The sequence below is a fragment of the Sphingobium sp. FW305-3-2-15-F-TSA7 genome, from assembly GCF_058787155.1.
The window spans coordinates 134,315-159,156 of sequence record NZ_JBYSZM010000011.1 but is presented as its reverse complement, the minus strand read 5'-3'; the positions used below and the strand labels follow the sequence as shown (position 1 = coordinate 159,156).

19 protein-coding genes are annotated in these 24,842 nt (G+C 66.3%); 10 read left to right on the top strand and 9 right to left on the bottom strand.

What is annotated here, in order from left to right:
* Positions 1-6 precede the first annotated feature (6 nt).
* Positions 7-921 carry a LysR family transcriptional regulator gene (locus tag AC3WN8_RS11220; protein WP_492669495.1) on the bottom strand — a complete coding sequence of 305 codons (915 nt, stop codon included), beginning with the start codon at positions 919-921 and terminating at the stop codon, positions 7-9.
* A 120-nt stretch (positions 922-1,041) separates the two neighbouring features.
* Between AC3WN8_RS11220 and AC3WN8_RS11215 the strand changes: the two genes are divergently transcribed.
* Both AC3WN8_RS11215 and AC3WN8_RS11210 read left to right on the top strand, forming a co-directional pair.
* Positions 1,042-1,911, top strand: coding sequence for a pirin family protein (locus AC3WN8_RS11215; protein ID WP_492669494.1), 870 nt, complete (start codon positions 1,042-1,044; stop codon positions 1,909-1,911).
* 250 nt (positions 1,912-2,161) lie between these two features.
* Positions 2,162-2,803 carry a hydrolase gene (locus AC3WN8_RS11210; RefSeq protein ID WP_492669493.1) on the top strand — a complete coding sequence of 214 codons (642 nt, stop codon included), beginning with the start codon at positions 2,162-2,164 and terminating at the stop codon, positions 2,801-2,803.
* 50 nt (positions 2,804-2,853) lie between these two features.
* Here the strand turns inward: AC3WN8_RS11210 and AC3WN8_RS11205 are convergent, their stop codons facing one another.
* Positions 2,854-4,239, bottom strand: a complete 1,386-nt coding sequence (locus AC3WN8_RS11205) for an RNB domain-containing ribonuclease (protein ID WP_492669492.1) — start codon at positions 4,237-4,239, stop codon at positions 2,854-2,856.
* A gap of 140 nt (positions 4,240-4,379) precedes the next feature.
* On the opposite strand from AC3WN8_RS11205, the gene AC3WN8_RS11200 reads away from it, so the two are divergent.
* The 5 genes from AC3WN8_RS11200 (at position 4,380) to AC3WN8_RS11180 (ending at position 7,204) form a co-directional block, all read left to right on the top strand.
* Positions 4,380-5,195 carry a class I SAM-dependent methyltransferase gene (locus AC3WN8_RS11200; RefSeq protein ID WP_492669491.1) on the top strand — a complete coding sequence of 272 codons (816 nt, stop codon included), beginning with the start codon at positions 4,380-4,382 and terminating at the stop codon, positions 5,193-5,195.
* 90 nt (positions 5,196-5,285) lie between these two features.
* Positions 5,286-5,636 carry a PepSY domain-containing protein gene (locus tag AC3WN8_RS11195; RefSeq protein ID WP_492669490.1) on the top strand — a complete coding sequence of 117 codons (351 nt, stop codon included), beginning with the start codon at positions 5,286-5,288 and terminating at the stop codon, positions 5,634-5,636.
* Positions 5,637-5,888: 252 nt separating this feature from the next.
* Positions 5,889-6,164 (top strand): HU family DNA-binding protein, encoded by a 276-nt coding sequence (locus AC3WN8_RS11190; RefSeq protein WP_492669489.1) that lies wholly within the window; start codon positions 5,889-5,891, stop codon positions 6,162-6,164.
* A gap of 237 nt (positions 6,165-6,401) precedes the next feature.
* Complete coding sequence (locus AC3WN8_RS11185) at positions 6,402-6,737, top strand: ArsR/SmtB family transcription factor (RefSeq protein WP_492669488.1); 336 nt, start codon at positions 6,402-6,404, stop codon at positions 6,735-6,737.
* Between the two features lie 2 nt (positions 6,738-6,739).
* Positions 6,740-7,204 (top strand): SRPBCC domain-containing protein, encoded by a 465-nt coding sequence (locus AC3WN8_RS11180; protein ID WP_492669487.1) that lies wholly within the window; start codon positions 6,740-6,742, stop codon positions 7,202-7,204.
* Between the two features lie 13 nt (positions 7,205-7,217).
* On the opposite strand, the gene AC3WN8_RS11175 is transcribed toward AC3WN8_RS11180, so the two are convergent.
* The 7 genes from AC3WN8_RS11175 to AC3WN8_RS11145 form a co-directional block, all read right to left on the bottom strand.
* Positions 7,218-7,517, bottom strand: coding sequence for a putative quinol monooxygenase (locus AC3WN8_RS11175; RefSeq protein ID WP_492669486.1), 300 nt, complete (start codon positions 7,515-7,517; stop codon positions 7,218-7,220).
* Positions 7,518-7,583: 66 nt separating this feature from the next.
* Positions 7,584-10,433, bottom strand: a complete 2,850-nt coding sequence (locus AC3WN8_RS11170) for a TonB-dependent receptor plug domain-containing protein (protein WP_492669485.1) — start codon at positions 10,431-10,433, stop codon at positions 7,584-7,586.
* Between the two features lie 60 nt (positions 10,434-10,493).
* A complete protein-coding gene (locus AC3WN8_RS11165; RefSeq protein ID WP_492669484.1) occupies positions 10,494-17,777 on the bottom strand; it encodes a hypothetical protein in 7,284 nt (2,427 codons plus the stop codon).
* An 86-nt stretch (positions 17,778-17,863) separates the two neighbouring features.
* Positions 17,864-19,111 carry a glycosyltransferase gene (locus AC3WN8_RS11160; protein WP_492669483.1) on the bottom strand — a complete coding sequence of 416 codons (1,248 nt, stop codon included), beginning with the start codon at positions 19,109-19,111 and terminating at the stop codon, positions 17,864-17,866.
* 236 nt (positions 19,112-19,347) lie between these two features.
* Positions 19,348-20,154: a CsgG/HfaB family protein gene (locus tag AC3WN8_RS11155; protein ID WP_492669482.1), complete on the bottom strand. Its 807-nt coding sequence runs from the start codon at positions 20,152-20,154 to the stop codon at positions 19,348-19,350.
* A gap of 327 nt (positions 20,155-20,481) precedes the next feature.
* The gene (locus tag AC3WN8_RS11150; protein ID WP_492669481.1) at positions 20,482-21,279 is read right to left on the bottom strand and encodes a LytR/AlgR family response regulator transcription factor; all 798 of its coding nucleotides are present in this window, start codon (positions 21,277-21,279) and stop codon (positions 20,482-20,484) included.
* A complete protein-coding gene (locus AC3WN8_RS11145) occupies positions 21,276-22,358 on the bottom strand; it encodes a sensor histidine kinase (protein WP_492669480.1) in 1,083 nt (360 codons plus the stop codon). The genes AC3WN8_RS11150 and AC3WN8_RS11145 overlap by 4 nt, the downstream gene beginning before the upstream one ends.
* Before the next feature lie 201 nt (positions 22,359-22,559).
* On the opposite strand from AC3WN8_RS11145, the gene AC3WN8_RS11140 reads away from it, so the two are divergent.
* The 3 genes from AC3WN8_RS11140 to AC3WN8_RS11130 all read left to right on the top strand — a co-directional run bounded on the left by AC3WN8_RS11140 (position 22,560) and on the right by AC3WN8_RS11130 (position 24,835).
* Positions 22,560-23,231 (top strand): TetR/AcrR family transcriptional regulator, encoded by a 672-nt coding sequence (locus AC3WN8_RS11140; RefSeq protein WP_492669479.1) that lies wholly within the window; start codon positions 22,560-22,562, stop codon positions 23,229-23,231.
* 136 nt (positions 23,232-23,367) lie between these two features.
* Positions 23,368-23,904 carry an RNA polymerase sigma factor gene (locus tag AC3WN8_RS11135; RefSeq protein WP_492669520.1) on the top strand — a complete coding sequence of 179 codons (537 nt, stop codon included), beginning with the start codon at positions 23,368-23,370 and terminating at the stop codon, positions 23,902-23,904.
* Positions 23,897-24,835 (top strand): FecR family protein, encoded by a 939-nt coding sequence (locus tag AC3WN8_RS11130; RefSeq protein WP_492669478.1) that lies wholly within the window; start codon positions 23,897-23,899, stop codon positions 24,833-24,835. Before AC3WN8_RS11135 ends, AC3WN8_RS11130 begins: the two co-directional genes overlap by 8 nt.
* Positions 24,836-24,842: the final 7 nt, after the last annotated feature.

Sequence of the window (24,842 nt, the reverse complement as noted above, 5' to 3'; positions counted from 1 at the left end):
TGGCAACTAAAGGAAGTGATCCGCCTGGCGCCGCTGGGTCGCGCATTCATGCGCAAGGAAATCGACCAGCGCGCGCACCGAGGGCAGCAAACCGCGCCGCGACGGGAACACCGCGTGGATCACGCCGCTGCGCGGTCGCCAGTCGGGCAGGACATGGAGAAGCCGGCCCGCGCCGATATCCTCCCAGATCATCATCGTCGGCAGCTGGACCACGCCGACGCCGGCCAGCGCCGCCTCACGCAGCGCCGCCATATCGTCGGTGACGAGCCGCGGCCGGTGATTGACCGAGGCGCTGCCGCCATCGTCATGATGAAGCTGCCAGACATGCTGACGATGCGGCGGGCCGAGATCGAGGCTGGGCAGGCGGCCGAGATCGGCCGGCGACGACAGCGGCTGCGACACGAGCGCCGGGCTGGCGACCAGGCATTGGGTGCTGTCGTCGAGACGGCGCATGACCAGTTCGGTCGGCTCGAGCGGCGGGAAACGAACGCGGATGGCGATATCGATGCCCTCGGCAATCACGTCGACGCGGCGATTGGTGCCTTCCAGATGCACTTCGACCGCCGGATTGGCCGCCATGAAGCGCGCGACCAGCGCGCCGAACTGGAAGGCGAGAAGTGCTGTCGGGCAGCTCATCCTGACCACGCCGCGCGGCTCGGCGCGGATCTCGGCGATCACCTGTTCGGCGGCCTCGGCCTCCACCAGCATGGCGACGCAGCGATCATGGAATTCGCGCCCGATCTCGGTGACCGAGAAGCGGCGTGAGGAGCGCTGGATCAGCCGGACGCCGAGCCGTTCCTCCAGCAACTGGATACGGCGGCTGAGCTTCGATTTCTGAACGCCGAGCGCGCGGCCCGCCGCGGCAAAGCCGCCATGGTCGACGACCTGGACGAAATAATAGAGATCGTTGAGATCCTGCATCGTCCTGAAAATAGAACGCTGCGTCGGATATCGCAATCTTTCCGGACCATCGTCGCGGGTTTATCTGTCCATCAACAGCGATCGGCCGACGAACAGCGTCGATCGCCTCGGAGACAGACCATGACCAAGACGATTCTCGGCCGCTACGGCAATGATCGCGGCCATTGGGTGGGTGACGGTTTTCCGGTGCGCTCGCTCTTTTCCTATAACGGCCTGGGCGCGCATATCAGTCCGTTCCTGCTGCTCGATTATGCGGGACCGCATTATTTCGCGCCGACCACCGACCGGCGCGGCGTCGGCCAGCATCCGCATCGCGGCTTCGAGACCGTGACCATCGTCTATGACGGCGAGGTCGAGCATCGCGATTCCGCCGGCAATGGCGGAGTCATCGGCCCCGGCGATGTGCAATGGATGACGGCGGCAGGCGGGATCATCCATGAGGAATATCATTCGCCGGCCTTCGCCAGGACCGGCGGACCGTTCCGGATGGTGCAGCTCTGGGTCAATCTGCTGGCCCGCGACAAGATGGCGCCCGGCGGCTATCAGGGAATCCTGAGTGCCGACATCCCGGTGGTCGACCTGCCCGACGGCGCCGGCACGGCGCGGATCATCGCCGGCGACCTTGCCGGCACCCATGGCCCGGCGCGGACGTTCACGCCGATCAATCTCTGGGACGTGCGGCTGAACCGCGATGCCGACATCACGCTCGACCTGCCCGAAGGCCATACCGCCATGCTGGTCGTGCTGACCGGCCATGTCACGGTCAATGGCGGCCAGGCGGCGGGCGAAGCCGAAATGCTGCTGCTCGATCGCAGCGGCAGCGAGGTCGCGATCCACGCCGATGGCGACGCGATGCTCCTTGTCCTGACGGGCGAGCCCATCGACGAGCCGATCTTCGGCCATGGCCCGTTCGTGATGAACAGCGAGGCGGAGATCCGCCAGGCCATCGACGATTATAATGAAGGCCGGTTCGCCGCGATCGCGGCGTGACCTGAAAGGCCCCGCGCCGTTACAGCGCGCTGCGCGAAGTGTGAATCGCACAGCACGCTGTAATCATTTGTTGTCGCATCTTTTTTTTGCGGAAAACCGGTTCCCGCTTTTCCGCACGATACTCAAGTGGCGCGGGGCCTTTCTTTCCATCGATATCGGAACGGCGACCGCTCGCCCCGTTCCCGACCGCCGGGCCCCTGCCTGCGCGGAACCCTGGCGAGTGCCCAACGACCATCGGAAGGAATGCCCCATGTCCAGCGAACCGATCCGCGATCCCGTCACCGATCACCTGCTCACCCCCCAGAATGCGGCCTTCATCATCATCGACTATCAGCCCGTTCAGGTGAACTCGATCGCATCGATGGATCGCCAGCTCCTCCTCAACAACATCGTCGGCTGCGCGAAGGCGGCAAAGGCCTATGGCCTGCCGATCGTCCATTCGACCGTGAATGTGGAGACCGGCCTCAACAAGCCGCCCGTGCCGCAGATCCGCCGGGTGCTGGACGGCGAGCCGACCTATGACCGCACCACGATCAACAGCTGGGAGGATGTGGAATTCCGCAAGGCGGTCGAAGCGACCGGCCGCCGGAAACTCATCATGACCGCGCTCTGGACCGAAGCCTGCCTGACCTTTCCGGCGCTCGATGCGCTCGGCGAAGGCTATGAGGTCTATGTGCCCGTCGATGCCGTCGGCGGCACGTCGCTCGCGGCGCATGACGCGGCGCTGCGCCGGATCGAGCAGGCGGGCGGCAAGCTGATCAGCGTGCCCCAGCTATTCTGCGAGCTGCAGCGCGACTGGAGCCGTTCGGAAACCGTGCCCGCCTTCATGAACCTGTTCATCGAGACGGGTGGGACCGCCGGCATCCAATTCTCCTACGATCGGACCGACTGACCGGGCGAAACCGGACGGGCAATCGCCGGCGCCTATTTGGGGGCCGGCGATCAGTCCTCGATCTGGAATGTGACGCTGCGTCGCTCCGGATCGGCCGAGATCAGCTTCAGACGCAGCGTATCGCCGGGCCCCATGCCCTGTCCGGACACGCGCGAGACGACGGGCAGGTCGCACAATTGCACGCGTGCGCCCTTGTCATAGGTGTCGGTCACCACCGCCGGGAAGATCCGGCCCTCGCTGCCCCGGAGCATCACGGCCTCGGCAAGGTCGATCGCGGCACGTCCGATCTGCGCGCCCAGCGCATCGGCCTTTGCCATGACGGCCGGCAGATCCTCGAACGCCTTGACCACCACCCCGGGCACCGGTTCGCCATTGGCGATCGCCAGCGTCGCGCGGACGACATAACGGTCGGCAAGGCGGCGCAACGGCGCGGTCGCATGCGCATAGGTCGCGGCCATCGCGGCATGCCAGGGAACGACGCCCTCGCGATAGGGCATATAGGATGCCCCCGCCCCGGCACGCCGGATCGCGAGCATGAATGCCGCCTGCCGCGCGTCTGCGGCATCGAGCGTCCGCTCGAATGCGGCGAGCGTGGTGACGGCGGGCCAGTGAAGCCCCAATGCAACGGCCGTGAGGCGCAACCGCGCGACGGCATGCGCGTCGGGCTCCGCCATCACGCGGAACAGGCCGGTGCGATGCGCCTGAAGCGCGTCGGCGATCGCCATATTGGCCGCGAGCGAAAGCGCGGCATTGCGTGCCTCCGATTCGAGGCGCGGACGGAAGACGAGCTGAAAGCCGCCATCGTCCAGAGCGGCGACTTCCTGTTCGGGCGGGTCGACGCGCGCGGCGCCCCGCTTCGCCTCGGCAGCCTGGATGCGCTTTGCCAGCTCAGTGAAATCGGCGGGCAGGTCCGAATCGCGCACGCGGTCATAAGCCAGCTTCGCCCGGCTGCGGATGATCGCCCGTTCGGCACCGTCGAGACGCACGCCGCCATCGGCGGCGATGCGGACCGTGAAGATCACGGCCGGCCGCGGACCGTCGGGCAACAGGCTGGCCACGCCTTCGCTCAGCACCGGCGGATAGAGCCCGGCCTTGCCGTCGGGCAGATATTGGGTCGTGCCGCGCCGCCACGCCTCGACATCGATCGCATCGCCGTCATCGACGAACCAGGCGATGTCGGCGATGGCATATTGCAGCAGCAGGTCGTCGCCGCTGCGTTCGATCGCAAACGCCTGATCGAGATCGGTCGACGATGCGGGATCGAGCGTCACGAACGACCGGTCGGTGCGGTCGACATGTCCGGACAGCGACCGCCGCGCCGCGATATCGGCGGCCGCAAGCACATTGGCGGGGAATGCGGCCGGCACCTGGAACTGCTCGCGGATCATGGCCAGACCGTGGGTCAGGGCATTGGCGGGGTCGACAAGCGCTTTCATCACCGTCCCTCGTACATGGCGGGACGGGCGCTTGGGAAGGCTCCGACATGACCGTCCATCAAATGGTCGCGGTCGCGAAAGCATCGTGTCAGCTTGTCGTGGCAAGACGCACGCGGTCGCAGAGGGAGGATTCGAAGGTGATGGCAGATTCCGCACAATCGACGCTTGGACGCCTGGCGCGGACGGTCGGACGATCGGTCTTCGGCGCCGATGTCGGCGGCTATGACGTGGCACGTATCGGTTATCCGCGCGAACTCTACGATGCCATCGCCGAGCGCTGCGGCGATCGGCCGGGGCTTTCGATTCTGGAGATCGGACCGGGCACCGGGCTTGCCACGCGCGACTTGCTCGCTCTCGACCCGCAACGGCTCGTCGCGGTCGAAGCCAATGCCGCGCTTGCCGCCCACCTGGCCGAAACCATCGACGACGAACGCCTCCACGTCGTCGAGCATGGCTTTGTCGACTCGCCGATCGCGGGACGTTTCGATCTCGCCTGCTCCGCCGCGGCATTCCACTGGCTGGAGCCGGTGCCGGCCTTTGCCCGGCTGCGCGAATTGCTGCTGCCGGGGGCAACGCTGGCCTTGTGGTGGAACGTCTATCGTCAGGTCGGTGCCGGCGATCCCTTTGCCGACGCCGTCACGCCACTCCTGTCCGATATCGAGCTGCCGCCGTCCGAGGGGGCCACGGGTCACTATTCGCTCGACGTCGATCTGCATCGCGCCGACATCGGCGCGGCGGGCTTTACCGATTTCACGCCATTCCTGTTCCGCCGCGAACGCACGCTCGATACCGCACAGGTCCGCGCGCTTTACGCCAGCTATTCCTATGTCCGCAGCCTGCCCGCCGACCGGCGCGACGACCTGCTCGACGCGATCTGCGCGCTGGCAGAAACCCGCTTCGGCGGAGTCGTGCCCAATGTGACGCTGACCCCGCTCTATCTGTCGACGGCACCCTGAAGCTGATAGAATCCTGACGGCCCCTGTCCGGCTGGCGTCAGCGGCACGCCGCTAGAGACGCTCCATCGTCCATGATGAAGGAGTGTTTCCATGCGTATGCCCACCCTGTCCGCCCTCGCCTTGGCATGTGCCGCATCGGCGGTACTGATCCCCGCAGTCGCGATCGGCGGCCCCCACAGGTCCGATGCCGACCATCGTCACGAGGACGATGATGCCGTCGAACGGCAGGCCGTGCTGCGCGGCGAAATATTGCCGATGACCCGCATCCTGACCCTGGCCGCCGGCTATCAGGCGGGCCATGTGATCGAGGCCGGTCTCGATTCCAAACGGTCGGGCCTGGCCTATGACGTCGATGTGCTGACCGCCGACGGACGCGTCCGCGAACTGGTGATCGATGCGCGAAACGGCAAGCTGATCGCCAATCAGGCGGACGACGACTGACCCTTTGCCGGCAGCGCCATATGCGCCGGTTTCCGGTCGGCGGATATGGTGAAGCGGTCGCGATGGCCGCAACTTGCCCTCCAAAGCCCCCGATCTGGAGCAATTTCAACGATTCAAGCCCATTCCTGCGACGACTCCCTCTTTTCGAAACGCCCCAAACCGCGTACGCGCGGCCTCCATCTATCGATGGTTCGATCGACGGATGGACACACGCCCGGCAACGGGCGTCAACGAGACAGGAAGGAATCCGATATGAACAATAATGATCTCGCCGAGCGCGTCGCTGCCGATCACGGTCTGACCAAGGCCGATGCGCGCAAGGTTGTGGACTCGGTCTTCAACGCGATCGCCGATGCCGCCGCCCAGGGCGACGAGATCTCGCTCAACGGCTTCGGCAAGTTCAAGGTGAAGGCCAGCGCAGCGCGCGAAGGCCGCAATCCCTCGACCGGCGCCACCATCCAGATCGCCGCTTCGAAGAAGCTCGGCTTCACCCCCGCCAAGGCGGTGAAGGACAAGCTGAACGGCTGATCCCTTATCCCCGCCCCGGCCGCCGGCCGCGTTCGATCGCGGCACCGGCGCCGGGGCGGGCCCATATCCTCACGACAAATCCCGACGCGCCCTCGATCCGAATCGACGCCGCAGCGCGCCACCACATGGCGCCACACCCCCCAACGCCATTCCGACACGTAAATTGCCAGCCTCTGGCCGGCATTGACATTGCGCCGCCCGTTATATAGCAATCCTGTTATATAACAGGAAGACGATATGAATTCCCTCGATGCGACCTTCGCCGCGCTGTCCGATCCGACGCGCCGCGCCGTGCTGGCCCGTCTTGCCTTGGGAGAGGCGACGCCGATGGAGCTGGCGCGCCCGTTCGCAATCTCCCAGCCCGCCTTTTCGCGCCATTTGAAAGTGCTCGAATCCGCCGGGCTCATCACCCGGCGGATCGAGGGATCGACGCGTCCGTGCCGGCTGACCCCGAGCGCGATCACCGAGATCGACCAGTGGCTCGGCCTGCTGCGCAAGGGACTGGAAGCGAATTACGACCGGCTGGACGCGCTCTTGGCCGACATGCCCGCCACACAAAGAGAGGATGGATGATCATGACCCAACTGACCCTGGTTTCCGAAGGCGACACGCATGTCGTCGTCGCCCGGCGCTTCGCGGCGGCGCCCGAAGCCGTCTATCGTGCGCATGTCGAGCCGGCGCTGATCCAGCGCTGGATGCTCGGCCCCGATGGCTGGACGATGCCGGTCTGCGTCAACGATGCGCGTCCGGGCGGCGAGATCCGCTATGAATGGTCGGACGGCGCCGGCAACGGCTTCCATCTGACCGGCCATTATGTCGAACTGATCCCGTTCAGCCGGATCGTCCATGTCGAGCGCATGCACCTGCCCGACCCGACCCCCGACAATCATGTCGAAACGACATTCGCGCCCGATGGCACGGGCACGCTGATGACGATGCGGATGACGCTGCCCGACGCCGCCACGCGCAGCGCGATGCTGGCGAGCGGCATGGAGCACGGCATGGAAGCCAGTTTCGAGCGGCTCGAGCAGATGATCTGACGACCGTCGCCGGTCAGCAGCCCTGGGCCGGCCCCGCCTCGTGCAGCGCCAATCGGCGGTCATGGATGCCGAGCGAGGCCCAGGTTTCACGCCAGGCCCTGATATGGTCGGATGCCGCATGCGCGTCGAGCGCGGCCCGGCTTTCCCAGGCCTCGCTGACATGGATCAACCCGGGATCGAGCACATCCTGCGCATAGGCATAGGAAAGGCAACCGGGCTCGGCGCGACTGGCAGTGATCATGCGCTCCATGGCGGGCCTGGCTGCCGCGAGCCCGTCAGGAGGCAGGCGCACCGTTCCGACGATCAGGATCATGCTGGCAATAGCCTCCAAGATGACGGGAAAGGCGCATCATAGCCCGTCCCGCCCCTTGAATCCCCCTCAGAAACGCACGCGTGCGCCGGCCCGGAAGAAGCGGCCGACAATGCCCGATTGCGCAAAGGTCGGATTGTAGTTGAGCGCCGCATAATTGGCCGGATTGAGCGGCGGCTTCCGGTCGAACAGGTTGATGACATTGGCGTAGAAAGTGAAATTCTCGCTGACCTTGTAGCTGGCGACGAGGTCGACGCTGATGAACGACTTCACATGGCAGAAATCCTCCGAATAGAGGTCGCTGGCATATTCGCAGCCATTGTTGCCCGCGCCGCTGACATCCTCGGCGATCGCCTTGTAACCATCGGTATAATAAGCGGTCGCGGTCAGCGCGGCCGCACCATATTCGAGCGTGTTGGACCAGTTGCCGCGCCATTTGGGCGTGCCCGCGCCCGAGGAGAGCTGATACGGGCCCTGGGTGCCGACATAATTCTGGGTTTCCGACTCCGGGCTCGCCTTGAACGTGTATTTGAAGATGTTGGTCACTTCGAGCTGGCTGGTGAACTTGACCTCGTCCGACAGGTCGAACTTCGCGGTTGCCGAGAAATCGAGCCCCGAGGTCTTGAGTGCCGACGCATTGGCATAGGGCGAATTGACGAACAGTATCTTGCGCATCGCATTGGGGAATTGCGGATCGGGAATGTCGAGCGTCACCGTATAGCCGTCGGGCAGCGGCTGGCCCGCATAATAGGCGGCGAGCGCCTCGTTGGAGCGCGGCCCGGCGGAGATCACATTGGTCTTCCTGATATTGTAGTAGTCGGCGGTGAAGCTGAGCCACGGCGTGGGCTGGACGACGAAACCGGTGGTGAAGCTGCGCGATTTCTCGGGCTTGAGATCGGGATTGGATGCCGAATTGAGCCCGATCGAATAGGTCTGAACATAGCTGTTGTTGTTGTGCGCATCGATCACCGCCTGGGGCGGGCGACCGGTGATATAGCCGATCACCGCGCCCTCACCGCTCTCGGCAAAGGATGGCGCCCGGAATCCCTTGGAGAAAGTGCCGCGCAGCGCGACCTCGCGGATCGGGGTGAATTTGAACCCGACCTTGGGCGAGAAAGCGTTGAAGCCGGTCGAATAATGATCGAAGCGGCCCGACGCCGCGATCTCCAGCGTATCCATCACCGGCGCTGCAAGCTCGAAAAAGCCCGCCGAAACGGTGCGTTTGCCCGCCGCGGTATAGGCGTTCAGCCCCAATGTCGCCTGATTGGCGTTCTGGTTGGGCTGGTTCAGCGTTTCGCGGCGGATCGACGCGCCGAAGCCGAGCTGGAGCGGTCCGCCGGGCAGCGCGGCCAGATCCTTGGTGACGACGGCCTGTGCGAGATAGAGCTCGGACCTGGCCTTGGTCAGCACTTGCGGCGCCACCGCGTCGCGCACCGCCTGGCTGTTGAGCGAAGGATCGACGAAATTATAGCTGCCGGTGTTGATCGCATTGACCAGCCCCGTGATGTTGAGCGCGCCGTTGACGTAGAGATCGAGCGTGTTGCGCGTGCCGCTGAGATCGACGCTGTAGTTCCAGCCTTCGCCGAAGCTGCCCTTCACCCCCGCCGACGCGCGATAGACCTTGCTGATCGACTCGTTGGACCGCTCGATATCGCCGAACGTGTAATAGATGCGCGCGGCGAGACCCTCCGCCGCATAGGGATTGTTGGGATTGAGCTGTCCGTTCGACAGCAGTGCCGGCAGCACGACATTGAGCGTGTTGATCGGGTTGCGCACGCGGATCGACGACGGCGTGAAGCCGCTGAACACCTTGCTCTCATAATAGGTGCCGGTGACATAGGCCTCGGCATCGTCGCCGAGCCGGAACGACGCCCGGCCGGTGAAGCCGTAGCGCGTCTGGCGCGGCTGGATCATGCCGAAGCGCGCATTGAGGTTTTCCTGGCATGCGGTGCCGAGACCGTCGGGATCGACATAGATCGTGCCGACCGCGCGGCATTGCGCGGGATTGAGCAGCCGGAAGAGCCCGCCGGCGACATTGACCCCGGTGAACGGATTGGTCGGATCGGTCTGGGTGGCCGGACGGACGACCGCAACCGTGCCCGGCACCGCGGAGACGATCATATTGGCATCGTTGTTGGCGCCGCCGATCGACGAGAGATCGGCGGTGTTGAACGGAAAGCCGCGCGCACCGACGTCGATCGCGCCGTCGCGCTGATATTCGGCGTTGAGATAGACGTTCCAGCCCTGGCTTTGATAATCGCCAAAGCCGGCAAGCAGGGTGCCGCGATAGGACGCGCCGTCGCCCCGCTGCGAGATGCCGGTCTCCACCGTCCCTTCGAAGCCCTTGAACTGCTGCTTGGTGATGATGTTGATGACGCCCCCGATCGCATCGGCGCCATAGGTAGAGGACGCGCCGTCCTTGAGCACCTCGATCCGGTCGATCAGGCTTTGCGGGATGGTGTTGAGATCGACAAAGGCGCGCTGCCCGTCATCGGCCAGCGGATAATTGGCGGTACGCAGCCCGTCGATCACCGTCAGCGTGGAATTGACGGTGAGGCCGCGCAGCGAGACCGACGCCGCACCCTGGCCGAAGCCGCCGCTGAACGCGGTCGGGATCGAGCCGCTATTGTCGGCCGACAGCGAGCGCACCGCATCCGCGACATTGGTCAAGCCGCGGCGTTCGAGCGCTTCGGCGGTGAGCACGGTCACCGGCGACGGCGTCTCGGTGTCGGTCCGCCGGAACAGCGAGCCGGTGACGACGATCTCCTCTCCACCGGCGGTCGAGGCACCGCTCTCCTCGACCGCAGCGGCATCGCCCTGTGCCGGTTCGGCGGTCTGGGCAAAGGCCGGTGCGGCGAGCACCGATAGGCCGACCATCAAACTCGTGGTCATCAGCCTTGCGCGGAATCCTGGCGTCATCTGGGTTCTCCCTGTCGTTTCGTGGGTCGTCGTCGGGCCGCCCCCCGGGGCCCGACGGGATCAGAAGGCGATCGTGATGCCGCCGTTCAGAGTGTGGCGCGTGGTGTCGCCGAGTTCGGCGCCGTAGCCGATGTTCAGGCGGACACCCTTGGCGAGATCGGCACCGATGCCGGCCGACAGGCGGGCGACCGTGCGGTCGCGTGCCACGCCTGTGACGGTGACCGGGCCGATCGTCGGTGTGTCGGCGAAGCGCCCACTGACCGCGGTGCCGTTACCGCTCAGCATGTGGCGGACGCCGGCTTCGAGATAGGGCGTGATGCCTGCCCCCGCATCCATGCTGACCGCCAGCGCCGCATCGCCGAACCAGGCATTGGTCCGTCCGCCATCGACCGCGAGCGCAAAGGGGCCGCCGCTTTCGGTCAGCGCTTGGCGCTTGGCCGCGACATAGGTCACGCCGGCACGCGGGGCGATGCGGAAGCCGCCGAGATCCTGCGCATAGTCGACCGAGAAATCGGCGACCCAGCCGCCCAGATCGTAACGGCCATTGGCGGTGGCGCCCCCGGGGACGGTGCGCCGGGTCAGCCCTTCCGAACCGTCATAAGCGATCAGCGCATGGAGCCCGAGGCCGCCGATCGTCGCATCGGCGAAGACGCCGCCGACCACGCCCTCGGTCTTGGTCGAGGCCCCGAGCGCCGCCAGCGTCTGATCGGTCTTCAGCGTACCGATAAAGCCGCCGAAGCGCGCATTCTCCATCGCATAGCCGATACCCCCGATCAGACCGCTGCTGTTGGCGCTCGACGCGGATGCGCCGGTGCCGGCATCCCCCTTCAGCTTGTTCCACTGCGCCAATCCCTGCGAGAAGCCGTAAAGGCCGATCGTGCGAGGCGCGGTGAAGCGCATGTTGCGAAGCGTGTCGGTGATGGTCAGGCCATTGTCGATGCTGGCCTGCGCCGCCGAACCATAGGCTTCGGGGGTGAGCCGCGCGAAGGCCGCGGCGCTGGAACGGCCGGTCGCATCGACCAGGGCGGGCAGCGCACCGGTAAAGGCCTGAACCTTCTGGCCCGCACCCAGCACGGCATTGGCATAAGCGATCGAAGCGCGCGCATTGCTGCCAAAGGCGGGATCGTTGGCGAACTCCCCGACGATCTGGATCCGGTTGCCGCGCGTGGCGACGAAGCCGAACACGGTGGCGGACTTGTTGATCGTGGTGAAACCGCCGGTGATCCCCCCCTGCGCGACGACGAGATCGAGCGCGCCGCCCGGGGTTGCGGTCAGCATGCCGGTGATGTCGATCGCGGCACCATTGGCGACGGTGAGCGTGCCCGAGATGTTGAGCAGGTCGCTGCCGGTCGGCGCCACTTCAAGCAGCAGGTTCGATCCCGCGGCGAAGGCGACATTGCCGTTGACCGTCATCGTCCCCGGCGAGGCGCCGGGCGACAGCGTGCCGCGCACGTCGATATTGCCGTTGACGATGCCCGCCGAACCGAAGGTCGCCCCCTGATTGACGACGATCGCATTGGCCGAGGTGATGGTGGTGCCGGCCTGGCCGATGAGCCGGCCGCCCGTGACCGAGACGGTCTGGTAATTGGCATTGCCGGTGAGCGAGAGCACACCGCCCGAGACGTTCAGCGCCTCGAAGCTGTCATAGCCCGTACCGTCCCACGCGACCGGCGCGGCGTAGGTGCCTGCGGTCCGGAAATCGAGCGTGTCGGTGCCGGCCCCGCCCGAACGCGTGCCCGTCACCGAATTGAGCCCGGCGATCACCAGCCGGTCGTCGCCGTCACCCAGATCGACATTGCCCGCCAATGTGCCGCGAACGTCGAGCGTATTGGCGCCCGCCCCGCCGGCCAAGGTCGGCACGGTCAGCGTCGCGCCCGCCACCACGGTCATCCTGCCGCCGAGCAGGTCGACGGTTTCGAAGCCGGCATTGGTGTCGATCTGGAGCTCGCCCGGCCCACCCGATTCGAGCTGCTCGAAGCTCGCATAGTTGAGCGAGCCAAGCTGACGGACCTCGTTCGCGCCCTGGTTGAGCACCAGCCGGTCGGTGCCCTCGCCACCATCGGCTGGCCCGGCAAGCGAGGCACCGGCGCCGAGCGTCAATACATTGTTCGCGCCATCGAATTGGGTGGAGCCCGCGATCACCGCGCCATTGGCGATGGTCAGGTTGCCGCCGTTGACCGCGATGGTCTGATAACCCGCATTGCCGGTGACGCTGAGCGTGCCCGCGCCGTTGGCGACGAGATCCTCGAAGCTCTGCACCTGGCCGGCGGCCAGCATGCTCGTCTGGCCCGACACGGTATTGAAGGTCAGCCGGTCGCGCCCCGCCCCGCCATTGACGGTGCCGAGGATCGAGCCGCCGGCATCGACGATCAGGCTGTTGTCCGACCCGTCGAAATTGAGCGACTGGCCCGCGGCGATGGTGGCGCCGAGGGTCAGCGGCGAGGCGCCGGCGACGTTGATCGTCTCGAAGCCCGCGACGCCGCCGCTGATCGAAGACGCCCCGGTCAGGTTGAGATTGAGCGCGTCGGTACCGGCGCCGCCGTCGAGCGCGCCCGACAGGGTACCGGAGAGATTCATCGCCAGCGTGTCGTCTCCGCCGCCCAGCGATACCCCGCCGGTCAGCGCGGTGTTGATGATCACCGTCTGCGCACTGTCGTCACCGACGATGTTGCCAATGCTGTGATTGCCCTCACCGGGATCGAGCGTGAGATCGGCGCCATCGCGCAGAGTCACCGTGTCGAAATCCTGGTTCATCGCCAGCGACAACAGGCCGTTTCCGGCGACGTCGAGCGATTCGAAATTGAGGACGTTGGGCAGCGCGCTCGTATTCCCCGTGATCTGGAACCCGATCGTGTCCGATCCCTCGCCGCCGTCGATGCTGCCGGTGACGGTGCCGCCCGCCAGCACGACGCGGTCGTCGCCCGCGCCCATCCGGACGTCGCCTTCGACCAGCCCGCCATTGGCGAGCGTCACGACATCGGCGCCGCCGCCCATGTCGACCGATCCGCCGACCGTACCGTTGACCGTCAGCGTCTCCGCCGCATCCGATCCGGCCAGCGCGGTATCACCCTGGGTATCGAAGCGCGTGCCCGCCGCGACATTGATGTTCGATCCCGCAATGGTGAGCGTCGCCATGTCGGTGGTGCCGCGGATCGTGACCGTGCCCGCGCCGCGCTGGCTGAGCGTCTCGAAACCGCGGAACTGGTCGAAATTGACCGATCCGTTGCCGGCGAGATCGACGAGCAGCGTGTCGGTGCCCGCCCCGCCATAGGCGGTGCCGGTGAAGGTGGAGGCCGCCGCGTAGATGAAGCTGTCATTGCCGTCGCCCAGGCGCAGATCGCCCTCCAGCCGGCCCAGATTCTCGAAGAGATCGTCGCCCGTGCCCAGATCGACATTGCCGATGATCTGGCCGCCGACGAGGTTGCGGATCCGGTCGGTGGTATTGACCGTCTGGATGCCGCCCGCGATCACACGCGCGCTGTCGGTCTCGCCGATCCGGCGCAGATCGGTGTCGCCGCCCGCAGCGACCCCCTGGCCCGCCGCGACCGTCGTGTCCGCGCCGCCACGGATCGTGCCGGCATTGTCGAGCTCGAACAGGCGCAGCGTGGCATCGACGTCGACACCGCCATAGCCGCTCCCCTCGCCCGTCGCGATCACCGCCGACGAACTGGCGCCGGTCGCCTCGATCAGCCCGCCCGCCGCATTGGTGAGCCGGACGATGCCGCGGTCGCCGCCGACCGAGATCGCGGCGGCCGATGCGAACAGGCGCCGGCCCTCGTCGTCAACCCCGCCGCCATTGGCGCGGAGCGTGCCGGTGTTGGTGAAGCTGGCGGCAAGCACCGGCGTCGTGCCGTCCTTGCAATCCTCGGCCGTGCCCGGCAGTCCGCTGCCCGTCGAAGTCAGCGCCAGCGCGGTGCCGGCCGCGCCGCTGGCGGTGATGGTGCCGGCGTTCGATGCCGTCAGCAGTTGCTCGGACGCGAGATAGGCGCCGCTGCCGCGACGGCCGGACGCCGAGATCGCGCCGCCATTGGCGAATTCGCCGATGCCGTAACCGACGCGCATATCGACGCCGATGCCGTCGGCGCCGCTGCTGGTGATCGTGCCCTGATTGGCGAAACCGGCGCTCTTGCCGTCTTCGGCGAAGCTGTCGGCGCGGATCCGCACGGTCGAGACATCGTCCTTCGACGACGCCATGGTGCCGCTATTGGCGAAGCCGAATGCCTGGCCCGCACCGACGAAGTCGATATCGAGCGCGCCACCCGCTGCATTGATCGTGCCCGAATTGGCGAAGCTGCGCAGCGCGTCGCCCGAAACGCCGACAATGTCGGTGGTGATCACTCCCCTGTTCTCGAAGGCGAGCACGCTCGCCCCGTCGAGCGATGCCGCCTCGATCGCGCTGTGCTGGCCCGCCTGGCCGGTGACGTCGAAATTCGCGGTGTTGATCACCTTGCCGTCGCCGAACATCCGCAATCCGCGGGTCTGCGCGGCGACCGACGAGATGGTCACTTCGGTCGCCGCGCCCGATGCCTCGACGCCGTGCAGCTCGAAATCGGCGGGGACGGTGTTGGTCGCCAGATCGAAAGTGCCGCTGGTCGAGAAGGACTTGCCATAGGCATCCGCCCCCGCGCCGCCCGAAACGGTGCCAGTGACGTCGACCGGCGCGCCGTTGCGTGTGAGCACGGTATCGTTGCCCGCGCCGAGATCGAGATTGCCGGTCAGCTTTCCGCCCGTCGCCACATAGGCGTCATTGCCGGCGCCCAGCAGCACATGACCCTCGATCGTGCCCGCATTCTCGACGATCTGATCGCCGGCGTCGCCGGTGATCGCGGCCCCCGCCGTCCCCGTCAGCATGCCGTTCACATGGCCGCGGATCGTGCCCCGCGTGCCGTTGACGATGCGCGTCAGGCCGCCATCGGTCGCCTGGATCGCGTCGCCATGCTGGCTGACGATGTCGCCGTCATTGACGATCAGTCCGCCGCCGATCACCGAGATCGCGGTGTCATGGGTTTCGACCTGGCCGCGTCCGCCATTGACCGGTCGCTCGTTGCGGAAGCTGCCGCCCTCCATGATCACGCCCCTGGACATGTTGACCGCGGTCGGGCTGGATGAGAGATCCTCGTAGATGCTGCCGCGATTGACGATGTCGCTGCCCACCGCATGGATGCCGACAGCGTTGTAATCCTTGGTCGTGTTCGAGATACGGATGCGCACACCGCTGTCGACCAGCACCTGCGTGCCTTCGCCGGTGCGCAGCGCGGTGCCACCAGCGACGCCGATCTCCCCCTGCTGCGCGACCAGTTCGACCCGCCTTGCATGGGTGGCGTCGACCTGGGTTCCGGCGAAACCGCCGCTGACGGTGCCGGCGATCACCAGATTGGTGCCCTGCGCCTCTCCGTCGAACCAGCGCGCGGTCGAATCCTCCTCCACCGTGATCGCCGGCGTTTCGGTGCCCCCGGTCGAGATGTTCATGTCGATGATGACGGTGCCGTCGCCCGCGATGCGGAGATGCCTGTCGTTGGTGTCCGGATTGCCTTCGCTGTCGAGCGGCCCCTCGAGCCGGAGCACGGTGCCGGCGCCCGCGGCTTCGTAGACAGTACCGCCCTCATAGCCCGCGACCGTCGGCGCGATCACGTTCGCGCTGCGGCTTTCGCCCGCCCGCAGCCACAAGGTATCGTTGCCCGCGCCTGAATCGAGCGTGCCGCTGATCAGCCCGCTCGTGTCGAAATTGCCCGTCCGGTTCACCCGGCCGATATCGGCGACGACGATATCGTTGCCGGCGCCGAGATTCGCGCTGCCCTGAACATTGCTGCCTTCTGCAAGCCAGAGGACATCGGATCCGTTGCCGGCCAGCGCGATATCGCCCTGGATCGTGCCCTTGTTCGCGATCGCCGCACCGACATTGCCGACATCGCCGCCGCGGACGATCGCGGTGCCGTCACCACCCCGGATCGTCACACCCGCTTCATTCTCGATCGTGCTGCGATCGCCGAAGACCGACCCCTCGATCGACACGGCCGGGCCGGATTTCGATTCGACCAGCCCGCGATTGTCGAAGTCAGCGCCATCGGCGAGCGTCACCGCCATGCCGTCGGCAATGATCCTGCCGGTGGTATCGTTGACGAAGCCGCTGCCGAAGCCGTCGACACGCACGCCGTTATTGCCCGCACCGGTTGCCGAGATCGTACCGGTGTTGAGGCCGGTACCGCCGATCGCGACGGCGGTGTTGTCGGCGCTCGACGAATTGCTGGTGATCGTGCCGCGATTGACGAAGGTCGCCTCACCGCTCGGATCGAAGCTGCCGAAGCCGCCCTCCATCGAGATACCGTGGCGATAATTGCCAGACAGATTGATCGTGCCTTCATTGACGAAGCGCGCGAACACGTCGCCCTGGATCATATTCTGGCCATCATCGGTGCCGGTCGCGGTCACGGTGCCGCGGTTGACGACGCTCAGGCCGAAATCGCCGTCGAGATCGTCCTCGAAATCGGACACGATATCGATCGCGGGGGTATCGCCGGTCACCGTGATATCGGCCAGATTGATCAGCCGGCCTTCACCCGACGCGGTCAGCCCGGCATTGAGCGTGCCCGCAGCGATCGTCGCGGTCACGTCGCAGCCGCACAGATCGACGCCATAGCGTTCGAAGCCGGCCGGCAGGGGGCCGAAGCTCACGGTGCCCGAACCGGTCATCCGGACGCCGAAGATATCGGTGCCTTCGCCGCCATCGACCGTGCCGTTCACGGCCGCGGCGATCAAATTGCCCCGCCCCTCGCGGTAAAAGGCATCATCGCCGCCGCCCAGCGCGATATCCCCGGTCACGGTGGCGCCGATCCGCTGGTAGAAACTGTCCCCGGACTCGCCCTGTAGCTTCACATTGCCGACAATCGCGCCGGCATTGTCGATCTCGACCTCACGGAAACCGTCGTCTGCCGGCGAAGAAATCGCGGTGGTACCCTCGATCCGGCCCGCGCCGCCGATGATGATGCGATGCGTACCAACGCCCGCAGCCTCGACCGCAGTGCCAAGTGCCGAGAGCACATTGCCGTTGACGGTCAGATCGCCCGCCTCGTCATAGCGGACGGCGACACCGGTCGTGGCATTCGCATTGACGGTCGCGCCCGCCGCGACGGTGGTGACCGCCCCCTCGCTGGCCGACACATGGCCCTGGGTCGTGCCCGTGCACAGGAAACCGCCATCGGTGGTCGGTGCGCATTCCGCGCGCGCGGGCGCACTCGACAGCGCGATGGCGAGCGTGGCCGCACCGATCAGCAGGCCGGATCGCCCGATGGCGGCGCGGGATGGAGCGGTACGGAAGGGGGCGGGACGCGACACAACACTCGACATCTTCAATCTCCGAAATGCGATTGGCCGGGGCGCATCGATCGCGCTCACGGATTCGGAGACTGAATGAATTTATTTCTCTTTATTTTCTAATGGTTTAGTTTCACATCTCTGTGCAATTTACGGTCATGAACCGATGCGGGATTTGCACATGGCCGCGCAATATCGAGCGCGCGGGCGATGTCGCCGGCCAGGATTCCGGTCGCCAATTCCGCGTCATAGGATTCATAGGCGGCGCGGTGACGATGCGCGGCCGCGCGAATATGATCGTCGGTCGTCACACGGTGAAGCGCAGCGAACAGCGCGTCGTCGCCGGCGGACCCCGATACCGACAGCGCGACCCCGGCCCGGCGAAGGCGATAGGTGACCAGCAGCGATTCGAGCGTGTCGGGCAACAGCAATTGCGGCAGACCAGCACGCAGCATCGCGCAGCCCGCGCCATGCCCACCGCGACCGATGAAGAGATCGGCGCTCGACGCCAGAGCCGTCATGTCGACCGGGTCGCGCGAATGGAGGACATTGGGCGCAAGCGTGAAACCCGGCGCGGCGGCGGCATGCCAGATCGCCGGCCAGCCGAGCGTGCCGAGCGCCTGCGCCATGGCGCGGCCGGCCGGCCCGTCGAAACCGAGATAGACGAAAGTTCGTGGCCCCGTTCCCGCCGGCCAGCGCGGTCGCGCCGTTGCGGCGAGGCCGGCGAGCGGCCCGTAATAGCCGATATCGGGCTGCGGGCCGTGATGATCGACCTCGGGCCAGGTCAGCGCGAAATCGGGCGCGCCCGCCAGCAATTCGGCCAGCCCGGTCAGCGGCGGCGCGCCGAACATGCGGCAGATCGCGTGGACGAGGCCGTCGGCGACCCGGCCGGCCTCCGCCAGTTCCGCCGGGCGGTGTGTCGCCCAGGGCATCAATGTCGGCATCGGATCGCGCGCGGGCGGTGCGGTGAAGGTCGGGCCGACGCGCACCGCAGGGAGCCCAGCGATATGCGCGGCAAGCAACGAGACCGGCGCATGTTCGATCAGCAGCGCGTCCGGCCCGATCATGTCGAAGAGCGCCAGCCAGGCGCGGACCAGCGCCGCGACGCTGACGGTGTCGACAAAGCCCCCTTCGGCGATCACCTGTCCGAAGGTAAGCGTGTCACGCCGGCGGAGGCGGCGGGTGTAGATCGGCGCCTGGACGATGCCGGCAAACGCGCTGCCCGCCATGTCGTGCGCGGTGACGGGGTCGCGTGCCGCGAAGATCGTCCTGTGACCGGACGCGGCCAGCGCCGCCGCAAGCGGCGCGATGCTTGCAACATGGCCGTATCCGCACCCCAATTCCCATGTCGCAAGAATGTGCGCCACGTTCTTCCCCCCAGAAGAAAGAAGGTGGCTATCCCGCTGCGCCAGGGACACCCATCGTCATGCTGAACTCGTTTCAGCATCCATGTTGCAGCCTGCGCCTTCGCGCGGGTTTGGACATGGCCCCTGAAACAAGTTCAGGGTGACGGACAGAAATCTTGGCCCAGGGGTATAGTCACCTAGAAGGAACACCCCGGAGGAGAGGCCCCCTGCCCCATCCTCCGGGATGCCGACGCGGGTCAGCCGCCCGCCTTGGGCGCCGCACCCGACGGGTCGGACGGCAGGCCGCCGAGCTGGCGGACCAGATTGGTGAATGCGTCGAGATAGGCCATCGTCACGACCTGCCCGATTTCGGTATTGGCATAGCTGCTGCCGCCGATGCCGCCGCCCCATCCGTCGAAATAGCCGGTACCGCCACCAAAGCCGATATCGGTCTTTTTGGCGAACCCCTCGGCGACGCGCTCCTGCTCGGTGGTCCGCGCATTGACCAATGCCAGCGTGACATTGGCTTCCTTCTTCTTGATCTTCACCGATCCGAGCAACCCGCCGATCATCCCGGCCTTGCCGCCGAGCAGGCCGCCAAGACCGCCCAGCCCACCACCAATACCGCCGCCGCCCGAATTGCCGTTCTGCATCACGATGTCGGGGACGATGAAATAATCGGCCACCTTGATCTGACCCTTGCCGAGATTCGAGCCGCGCTGCAGTTCGCCGTCACGCGCCAGCGCGCGTTCCGCCGTCGCGATCGAGAGACCGCGATTGCGATCGACGATGCCGAAGCAGCCGGACTTGGCGGCGAAGACCTTGATGATCGCTTCCGGACTACCGAGACCATAAGCGCCCCATTGCGGCGTTTCGGGCTCGACGATGGCGATCGTGCCCAGCCGCTTCGTACAGACCGGAATCTCCGCCATCTTCTTCACCTGCTCCTTGCGCGCCTTGGACTGGGCGAAGGCGGGTGGCGCCGCCATCGCCAGCGAAAGCCCGGCGACCATGGCGGAGGCGAGCAAATTGGCGATGCGATGCCGCGTAGCGGATGAGATCATGGTGACTGTCCTTTCAAAGTCGCGCAGCCGCGATCGGGCGCCGTCACGGCGCCTGGAATCGACGGAACTGTGCTGGAAACTCGAAGGGATATTAGGGGAGGTATGGCGCGGTTTGAACGCGTTTGGCTGCACGAAACCGTGTAGAATTCGGCAGTTATGTTGTTCGCTGGAGATTCGAACGCTCTACCCTCAGCCCTGTCATCCCCGCGAAAGCGGGGATCCCGCTTTTCCGTGAAGCATCAGAAAGAAGAAGAAGCTGGATCCCCGCTTTCGCGGGGATGACATCGGAGGGCGCTGACCTTGACGGCGTGGATCCGCAAGGGCGCTTCAGGCGTCCACGCCGCCGCCGACGAGCAACTGGCGCACGCGCGATGCATAGGTTCGCCCGACCGGCACTTCGACGCCGTTGACCAGTGCGAGCTTGATCGCGCCATAGCCCGCCTGGCGGATCGCCGAGATCAGGGTACGCCGGACGACCGCGGAACGATGCACGCGGATGAACAGCGCGGGATCCAGCCGTGCCTCGATCCCGCCCATCGTCTCGCGCATCAGCAGGACATCGTCGCCGACATGGAGCCGGACATAATCGCGTTCGGCGCCCACCCAGTCGAGCTGCGCGACGGGCACGCGGACGAACGCGCCGCGCCGCTGCACCCAGAATTCGCTTTCGAACGCGCTCTTCGCCGGCCGCTCGGGCGGATTGTCGCGCAATGCCGCGATTACTGCCGCCATCTCCGCGATACGCCCCTCCGCATCGCGCGACAGCAGCGCGGCGCGCGCGCGATCCATGGCGTCGCGCATCCGGTCGAACGCCACGGGCTTGAGCAGATAATCGACTGCCGACACCTCAAAGGCGCGCGCGGCATAATGGTTGAACGCGGTGACAAAGATCACGACGGGCACCACGGGTCCGTCGAGCAACGGCAGCAGATCGAAGCCGTTGGTGCCCGGCATCTTGACGTCGAGCAGCACCACATCGGGCGAAAGCGAACGCACCAGATCGAGCGCCCTGTCACCATCCTCAGCCTCACCGACGATCTCGACGCCGACGATCTGGCGGAGCATCGTCGCGATGCGGCGGCGGGCCAGCGGCTCGTCGTCGACGATGAGCGTGCGCAGGATCATGACGTATATTGCAGCGGCATGCCGAGGACGACACGAAACCCCTCGGTGCGGCCGGGGCCCGCATTCAGCGACCAGCGCTCGCCGAAACGGGTGGCGAGCCGCTGGCGGACATTGTGCAGGCCGACACCGGTGCCGCCCGCGACATCGGGGCCGTCGCCGTCATCCTCGACATGCAGCATCAGGCTGTTCTCCAACTGGCGCGCGACGATGCGCAGCCGTGTCGTGCCCTTGGACGGGGCGACCGCATATTTGATCGCATTCTCGACCAGCGGCTGGAGGATCAGGCTGGGCACGCGCGCGCCCTCCAGCTCGGGCGGAATCTCGATCTCCACCTTGAGCCGTTCGGGGAAGCGGATCTGCTCGATCTCGAGATAGAGCTGCTGGAGCGCGATCTCCTGCGCCAGCGTCACATCCTCGGACGGATCGATCTCCAGCGTCGTGCGCAGAAAGGACGACAGGCTGACCAGCATCCCTTCCGCGCGATCGAGTTCCTTTTCCCACATCATCGAAGAGATGGAGTTGAGCGTGTTGAACAGGAAATGGGGATTGATCTGATAGCGCAGCGCGCGGACCTGCGCCTTGTGTGCGAATGCCTCCACCCGGGCCAGCCGCCGCTCGCGCTCGCGCGCGTCGAAATGATAGATCAAGGCGAGATAGAGCGCAGTCCAGGAGAAGAAGGAATAGAGCCAGAGAAAGGCATCCTCGACGAACATGCCGAGCGTATAGGGCCTGAGCGGCCCGAATTGGGGCATCTGCGGATAGCCGATCCCATAATAGAGGATCGCCGTGGTGATCGCGCCGTAGATGGCTGCGCCGACAAGCGCGAACAGGCTTGCCAGCACCGCGATCTGCCAGAAGGGCCGGCGGCGCAACGGCCGCAATGCGCGGTGGATCGCGTAGCACAGGATGGCCGCGACCAGCATCAGCCAGACACGGCGCACGGTGATGCCCGCCGGATCCTGGGAGACGAGCATGGTAATGGCCGTCAGCACCATGGCATGGACGGTCCAGAAGGCCGCGATCGACCACAGGACGGCGCGATGCTCGTCCTGTTCGGATTCCGGAATGCTCAATGCCACGGCAGCGCATGTCCTTCGCTGTTCGTCACAGCCTTTTCCACGAACGCCCGAAACTGTCGATTGCCCTTCGTCGTCGCGATCCTGTCGTTGGTCGATTGCCCCCCGCATTCGACGCGCGCGCCATGCCGACGATCGCGCACCCCCTGCTGCTGCCTGCGGAAACGCGCGATCCGGCGCGCAGCGTTATGAGGGGTTTCCACCATGTTCCTGCACATCACCAGCCAGCCCGAGATGCGCGCTGCGCCATGCCCGCGCGGCGGCCGTCGACAGAATCGCGCGCGGATCGTCGATGCCGCGGGTCGGCTGCTGCGCAGACGCAGCCTCGACGCGATCGGCATGGACGATATCGCGCGCGAAACCGGACTGACCCGCCGGACGATCTACAATTATTTCGGCAATACCGGCGAGATCTTCGCGGTCTCGCGCAAGGCGCTGTTCGCCGAGATCGCGCCGCTCGTGCCCGTGACGGTCACGGACAAGGCGCCAACAGCCGCCTCGCTCACCCGTTTCGCGTTCCAGGCGCTGCGCCTGTTCGGCGATCGCCGCCATGCCGACCTCTATCTGTCGGTCGCGCGCGAGGGCGAGGCGCATCCCTGGATCGTCCAATCCTATGACGCGCGCATCCAGGCGCCGATGGTCGCCGCGATCGCCGCATGGCTCGGCGAGGTGCGTCGCGCCCGCGGTTTCGACGGAGAGCCCCAGGTGGCCGCCTTTCAACTGCTCTGGACGCTTCAGGCGGCCGCGGCATCGCGGCTGTTCGGCCATGACGGCGAACGTGACGATGGCGCGCGCGTCATGGTCGAGGCGATCGTGAACGCGTTCCTCGTCCAGCACTGCGCCGAGACCGCACCCGGAACGGCTATCGCCGCCTGATCAGGAGCCCCTCCACGTCCAGCGAATATTTCGTGTGGCAGTGAAGGTGAGGATTTCCGCATTCCGATCGTCTAGCGTCGATAGCCCATGAACAGGGAGCTTCGTTACGACCCGGGCGGAATGGTTTGCCGAACATATCCTGCCGTATGAACCCAAGGTTCGTGCGTGGCTTTCGCGTGCCGGATGGAATGCCGACGAGGTCGAGGATCTGATCCAGGAGAGTTACGCGCGGCTGGCCGCCTGCGCGATCGAGACCATCCGCAATCCGGGGCCGTTCTTTTTCCAGACCGCGCGCAATACGGCCGGATCGATCATTCGGCGTCGCCAGGTCGTTTCGATCAGGACGGTGGCCGATGTCGACCGGCTCGGCGCGGTCGACCCCGGTCTCGATCCGGAGGAGGAACTGAGTGCTCATGAGGAGCTGACGCGGCTGAAGGATGCGATCGAGCATCTACCGCCGGCGTGCCGCAAGGCGTTCGTGCTGCGCAAGATCGACGGGCTGAGCCAGAAGGAGGTCGCGGACCGGCTCGGCGTCAGCCAGAGCGCGGTCGAAAAACATGTGGCGCGCGGCATCCGGTTATGTGCAGCAGTGCTGACCCGCCCCCCGATCGAATCGGGCGTGCCGGGCGTGCTGACCCGTGCTTTCTGGTCGAGGAGGACCAGCCATGACTGATGCCGACCGCCGCGAGGCTGCGGCCGCACGCTGGCTGGCGCGGCACGATGCCGGCCCGCTGAGCGCCGAGGACGCCGCGGCATTCGACGCCTGGTGCGCCGCCGATCCGCGCCACCTGGGCGCCTATGTGCGGCTGGAAGCGGTCAATGCCCGGCTCGATCGCGCCGTCGCGCTGAAGGGCATCGCGATCGATGCACCGCGCCATTCCCGCTGGTGGGTGCCCGCCGCTGCGGCCGCCGCCGTCGCCGCCGCTTTCGGTGTCTGGCAGGTTGCGGCGCCCGACGCGCCGGTCGGCGAGACGCGGCAGATGGCAACGCGCATCGGCGAACAATATCGCGCCGCGCTCACCGACGGATCGACGGTGGAGCTCAACACCGCGAGCGCGGTCGCGGTCGCGATGGCGCCGAAGGTCCGCGAGATACGGCTCGGCAAGGGCGAAGCGCTGTTCGAGGTGGCGAAGGATCCCGAACGTCCGTTCGTGGTGAAGACCGCGCTCGGCGACGTCCGCGCGATCGGCACCGTCTTCACGGTGCGCGTCGATCGCGGGCTGGAAGTGCTGGTGTCCGAAGGCACGGTCGCGATCGAGCGCAATGGCGAACAGATCGCACGCGTGACCGCGGGCGAACGCTATGCGCTGAACGCGGTGGGTGACGCCGCGCGCGCGCCGCGCGACCCGGATGAGATCAAACGCTCGCTCGCCTGGCGGGACGGCCGGATCGCCTTTGCCGGCGAAACGCTTGCGCAGGCCGCGCGCGAGTTCAATCGCTACAATGCGGTGCAGATCGAGATTGCCGATCCGGCGGTCGGCACGATGCGCTTCGGCGGCTATTTCCGCGCGACCGATCCGGAAGGATTCGGCGCGTCGATCGAGCGCTCGCTTGCGGTCACCGCGACACGCAAGGGCGACACCATCACCTTAAGCGCCCGATGAGATTTAT

Excerpts from the sequence above, each read along its gene's own strand:
- AC3WN8_RS11220 (WP_492669495.1), bottom strand. The coding sequence starts at position 921 with ATGCAGGATCTCAACGATCTCTATTATTTCGTCCAGGTCGTCGACCAT.
- AC3WN8_RS11215 (WP_492669494.1), top strand. The coding sequence starts at position 1,042 with ATGACCAAGACGATTCTCGGCCGCTACGGCAATGATCGCGGCCATTGG.
- AC3WN8_RS11210 (WP_492669493.1), top strand. The coding sequence starts at position 2,162 with ATGTCCAGCGAACCGATCCGCGATCCCGTCACCGATCACCTGCTCACC.
- AC3WN8_RS11205 (WP_492669492.1), bottom strand. The coding sequence starts at position 4,239 with ATGAAAGCGCTTGTCGACCCCGCCAATGCCCTGACCCACGGTCTGGCC.
- AC3WN8_RS11200 (WP_492669491.1), top strand. The coding sequence starts at position 4,380 with ATGGCAGATTCCGCACAATCGACGCTTGGACGCCTGGCGCGGACGGTC.
- AC3WN8_RS11195 (WP_492669490.1), top strand. The coding sequence starts at position 5,286 with ATGCGTATGCCCACCCTGTCCGCCCTCGCCTTGGCATGTGCCGCATCG.
- AC3WN8_RS11190 (WP_492669489.1), top strand. The coding sequence starts at position 5,889 with ATGAACAATAATGATCTCGCCGAGCGCGTCGCTGCCGATCACGGTCTG.
- AC3WN8_RS11185 (WP_492669488.1), top strand. The coding sequence starts at position 6,402 with ATGAATTCCCTCGATGCGACCTTCGCCGCGCTGTCCGATCCGACGCGC.
- AC3WN8_RS11180 (WP_492669487.1), top strand. The coding sequence starts at position 6,740 with ATGACCCAACTGACCCTGGTTTCCGAAGGCGACACGCATGTCGTCGTC.
- AC3WN8_RS11175 (WP_492669486.1), bottom strand. The coding sequence starts at position 7,517 with ATGATCCTGATCGTCGGAACGGTGCGCCTGCCTCCTGACGGGCTCGCG.
- AC3WN8_RS11170 (WP_492669485.1), bottom strand. The coding sequence starts at position 10,433 with ATGACGCCAGGATTCCGCGCAAGGCTGATGACCACGAGTTTGATGGTC.
- AC3WN8_RS11165 (WP_492669484.1), bottom strand. The coding sequence starts at position 17,777 with ATGTCGAGTGTTGTGTCGCGTCCCGCCCCCTTCCGTACCGCTCCATCC.
- AC3WN8_RS11155 (WP_492669482.1), bottom strand. The coding sequence starts at position 20,154 with ATGATCTCATCCGCTACGCGGCATCGCATCGCCAATTTGCTCGCCTCC.
- AC3WN8_RS11150 (WP_492669481.1), bottom strand. The coding sequence starts at position 21,279 with ATGATCCTGCGCACGCTCATCGTCGACGACGAGCCGCTGGCCCGCCGC.
- AC3WN8_RS11140 (WP_492669479.1), top strand. The coding sequence starts at position 22,560 with ATGTTCCTGCACATCACCAGCCAGCCCGAGATGCGCGCTGCGCCATGC.
- AC3WN8_RS11130 (WP_492669478.1), top strand. The coding sequence starts at position 23,897 with ATGACTGATGCCGACCGCCGCGAGGCTGCGGCCGCACGCTGGCTGGCG.